Here is a 3,825-nt window from a genome sequence, read left to right on the forward strand (position 1 = left end):
TCGAACCTAGACTAAATGAACCAGAATCACTCGTGCTGCCAATTACACCATACCCCATCAGAACGCAACCCCTGCTCGGGGTCTTGCTCGATGCTTGCGCCGGGCTCCGCTCGGTCGTTCCTGGCGAGGTCTCTGGTCCCTCTCCGTTCCCTTGCGGGCGGCGCAGAAAGAACATTACCCGACGCCCGGCCCCGCTCCAAAATCGATAACCGCAGGCAGGCCGCGGGCCTGGTCACAGCCGTCCGCCACGACCAGGCCCGATGCGCCCTCAGGCGCCCGGCCCACCGGGCCGATCAGCCGCGGGCGACCACCTTGTTGGCCAGCGTGCCGATGCCCTCGATGTGCACGGCGACCTCGTCGCCGACGGCCAGCGGACCGACCCCGGCGGGGGTGCCGGTGAGGATGACGTCGCCCGGCAGCAGCGTCATGGCCTCGGAGACGTGCGCCACCAGCTCCGCCACCGAGCGGACCATCTGCGAGGTGCGGCCGTCCTGGCGCAGCTCGCCGTTGACCGTGCAGGTGACCGCCAGGTCGGCCGGGTCGAGGTCGGTCTCGATCCACGGGCCGAGCGGGCAGGAGGTGTCGAAGCCCTTGGCCCGGGCCCACTGGCCCTCGCGCTGCTGCACGTCACGCGCGGTCACGTCGTTGGCGCAGGTGTAACCGAGGATCACCTCGGGCACCCGGGAGACCGGGACCTCGCGGCACATCCGGCCGATCACCACGGCGAGCTCCGCCTCGTACTGCACGTCCGAGGAGAACGGCGGGTAGGCGATCGACTCGGTGGGGCCGATCACCGCGGTGGAGGGCTTGAAGAAGGTGAGCGGGACCTCGGGGACGTCGTGGCCCAGTTCGGCGGCGTGCGCCGCGTAGTTGCGGCCGACCGCGACGATCTTGCTGGGCAGCATCGGGGTCAGCAGCCGGACCTCCGCCAGCCGGAAGCTCTCCCCGGTCGGCTGGGGCTGGCCGAAGGGGTGGCCGGCCAGCGCGTGCACCACCAGGGACTGCGGCTGGGAGGCGTCACCCTCCACCACCCCGAAGGAGACGCTGCCCGCGGCCAGCCCTCCCTCTCTGGCAGAACGGCCTTCGCGGACGGCGAACCTGGCAATGCGCACGGTGGGGGTGCCTCTCGGTGCGGTGTCGATGCGGCTCCAGGCTAGCGGGCGACCAACGGGCGAGGGCGCCGCCACCAGGGGTGACGGCGCCCTCGGGCGCTGCTGCACGGAACCGGCCGCGGGGGCCGGGCGCCCGCGACGGCGGGGCGGATCAGCCCTGCTGCTGCTCGGGCACCGTCATCAGGATGGTGCGCCGCGGGTTGGCGGTGCTGGTGGGCAGCTCGGAGGCGTACTCGACCGGCTCACCGGAGGTGCGCGCACCCGGCAGCTGGCTGAAGTCCGCCACCGAGGCCAGGGTCGTCCGGCGCGGGTTGGCCGTCGGGCGGGAGCCGAGCGTCGACTTGGGGACCGACTTGGCCGGCATCTGGGACATCGCTTCACACCTCGGGTTGGGGCGCCCCGGCAGGGGCGGAGCTACTGACGCGTCTACAACGAGCCAGCGTAGGGATCTCTTTCCACAGAGACCGTGACCAAAGCTACACATTAGCCTGTGAGTTTGCTCACAATTCGCTGAAGAAGGCCCCCATATTGGATATTTCACCCAAGAAGTAAATTCCGACAATAGCGAAGTACCGGACAAACCAGGAGCCTCCCGCATCGGCGACTCTCGGCCAACCGGCCGTGCGGTGTCCGAAAAGTGCGGTATTCGCTCCCCCGGAGGCACCGTCCGTGAGGCGCCGCGCGCACTCGGTAGCACCGGCCCGGCCGCCACCCCGCCCCTTGTTGGAGTCCCCTCGCTGTGCTGGAATGCCACGAACCGCCGGAGGCAAACCCTCCCTGGCACTGCGAACACCGCGAACCGCGATCCCATCGACCGCCCGCCGGTCCATCCGCAGTGCTGAGGGGCTACCCACGGCGGCACGCGTGCATTCCCGGATCGGCCGGGATGCGAGACGAAACTCGACACCGCCCCGTCCTCGGCAACGCGGAGGGGCGCCCGGTCCAGAGGTTGCGACGCCAGTGCAGGGACGTTTCAAAAGGGGTAGCGGCGCCGCAGGCCACCCGGAGTCGCCCGAGCCCGTAGCTGCCCCCCATCAGTCGGAGCCGGACCCCCTCCTGGGCGACCGGCTGACGAGCGGGGCCCCCGAACCCGAGTCCGGCACCGAGGACGGCGCGGCCGACGGCCGTGCGGGCACCCGTGCGCGGCTGCGCGGCTCGCTGACCCGCCGCCGGGCCACCGGTTTCGGCCGACTGCGGATGCGCAACTGGCGCATCCGCACCCGGCTGATCGCGCTGCTGCTGCTCCCCGTGGTGGTCGCGCTGGCCCTCGGTGGCCTGCGCATCTCCAGCTCGGTGCAGAGCTCCCAGCAGCTGGCCCAGATGGCGAGCCTGAGCGACCTGGCCTCCAAGGCCACCGCGCTGGCCGACGCGCTGGAGAACGAGCGCGACATCAGCGCCGGCCCGCTGACCGCCAAGCAGGGCGTGCAGGACGACGACGTCACCACCGCGCGCAAGAAGACGGACGACCTGAGCAAGGCGTACAACGCGCGCGCCGACAGCTTCGACGGCATGGACCTGTCCGGCGGCAACTCGCTGCTCATGCAGGTCCGAAGCGACATGCTGCTGCTCTCGCAGTTCCGCAACAACGCCTACACGCAGATCGACAACATCGAGGCCACGGTCGCGTCCTACGACACGATCATCAAGGACCTGCTGTCGATCAGCCAGGACATCGCGCTCGCCTCCTCCAACCCCGACCTGGTCAAGGCCACCCGGGCACTGCAGCAGTTCTCGCTGGAGAAGGAGAGCAGCTCGATGCAGCGCGCGCTGATCAGCGCCGCGCTCGCCCGGCCGGGCCCCAACGGCCCCGACCTCTCCACCTCGGACCAGAGCTTCGGTGTCCGTCTGCAGACCTCCTCGCTGAACGCGGTCACCAACTTCAGCGCGATCTACGGCACCACGCCGGCCCAGAAGCTGCTCGCCCGGCTGAGCTACAACTCGGAGATCACCCTCTCCGACCGGTTCGCCCGCCAGGTGCTGCAGGCCAACGGCATCAAGCAGGTCCAGAGCAACGGCTACAAGGACTGGTACGACCAGGCCAGCGTCCGGATCGCCACCGAGCGCGGCATCGAGAACCAGCTGCTCGAGGAGCTCAAGGGCAAGGCCCAGAGCCTGCAGGCCCAGGCCGACAACGACACCATCCTCAACGGTGTGCTGATCGCCCTGGTGCTGCTCGTCGCCGTCATCGGCGCCGCCCTGGTGGCCCGCTCGATGGTGCGCTCGCTGACCAAGCTGCAGACCGCCGCCGAGGACGTCGCCGAGCGGCGACTGCCCGAGCTGGTCAAGACGCTCTCCGAGAGCGACCCGCACGACGTCGACGTCACCGTCGAGCCGGTCGGTGTCGACTCGTCCGACGAGATCGGCCACGTGGCGCACGCCTTCGACATGGTGCACAGCGAGGCCGTACGCCTCGCCGCCGAACAGGCGCTGCTGCGAGGCAACATCAACGCGATGTTCACCAACCTCTCGCGCCGCAGCCAGGGCCTCATCCAGCGCCAGCTGTCGCTGATCTCCGAGCTCGAGAGCCGCGAGGCCGACCCCGACCAGCTGGCCAGCCTCTTCAAGCTCGACCACCTCGCGACCCGCATGCGCCGCAACGGTGAGAACCTGCTCGTCCTCGCCGGTGAGGACCCCGGCCGCCGCTGGACCCGCCCGGTCCCGCTGGTCGACGTGCTGCGCGCCGCGGCCTCCGAGGTGGAGCAGTACGAGCGCA

At 70.1% G+C, this 3,825-nt stretch carries 3 protein-coding genes; 1 reads left to right on the top strand and 2 read right to left on the bottom strand.

The window, feature by feature from the left end:
• Positions 1-293: 293 nt before the first annotated feature.
• Both ABD323_RS33145 and ABD323_RS33150 read right to left on the bottom strand, forming a co-directional pair.
• Positions 294-1,112: a fumarylacetoacetate hydrolase family protein gene (locus tag ABD323_RS33145; RefSeq protein ID WP_425556247.1), complete on the bottom strand. Its 819-nt coding sequence runs from the start codon at positions 1,110-1,112 to the stop codon at positions 294-296.
• 151 nt (positions 1,113-1,263) lie between these two features.
• The gene (locus ABD323_RS33150; RefSeq protein ID WP_344445764.1) at positions 1,264-1,485 is read right to left on the bottom strand and encodes a hypothetical protein; all 222 of its coding nucleotides are present in this window, start codon (positions 1,483-1,485) and stop codon (positions 1,264-1,266) included.
• Positions 1,486-2,072: 587 nt separating this feature from the next.
• On the opposite strand from ABD323_RS33150, the gene ABD323_RS33155 reads away from it, so the two are divergent.
• Positions 2,073-3,825, top strand: a 1,753-nt coding sequence (locus tag ABD323_RS33155) for a nitrate- and nitrite sensing domain-containing protein (protein ID WP_344445765.1), incomplete at its 3' end; no start/stop codon positions are given.

Origin of the sequence: Kitasatospora nipponensis (assembly GCF_039528135.1) — a bacterium.
Classification (GTDB): domain Bacteria; phylum Actinomycetota; class Actinomycetes; order Streptomycetales; family Streptomycetaceae; genus Kitasatospora; species Kitasatospora nipponensis.

What these genes read in the sequence shown, in the direction of transcription:
- ABD323_RS33150 (WP_344445764.1), bottom strand. Translation starts at nt 1,485, where the DNA reads ATGTCCCAGATGCCGGCCAAGTCGGTCCCCAAGTCGACGCTCGGCTCC.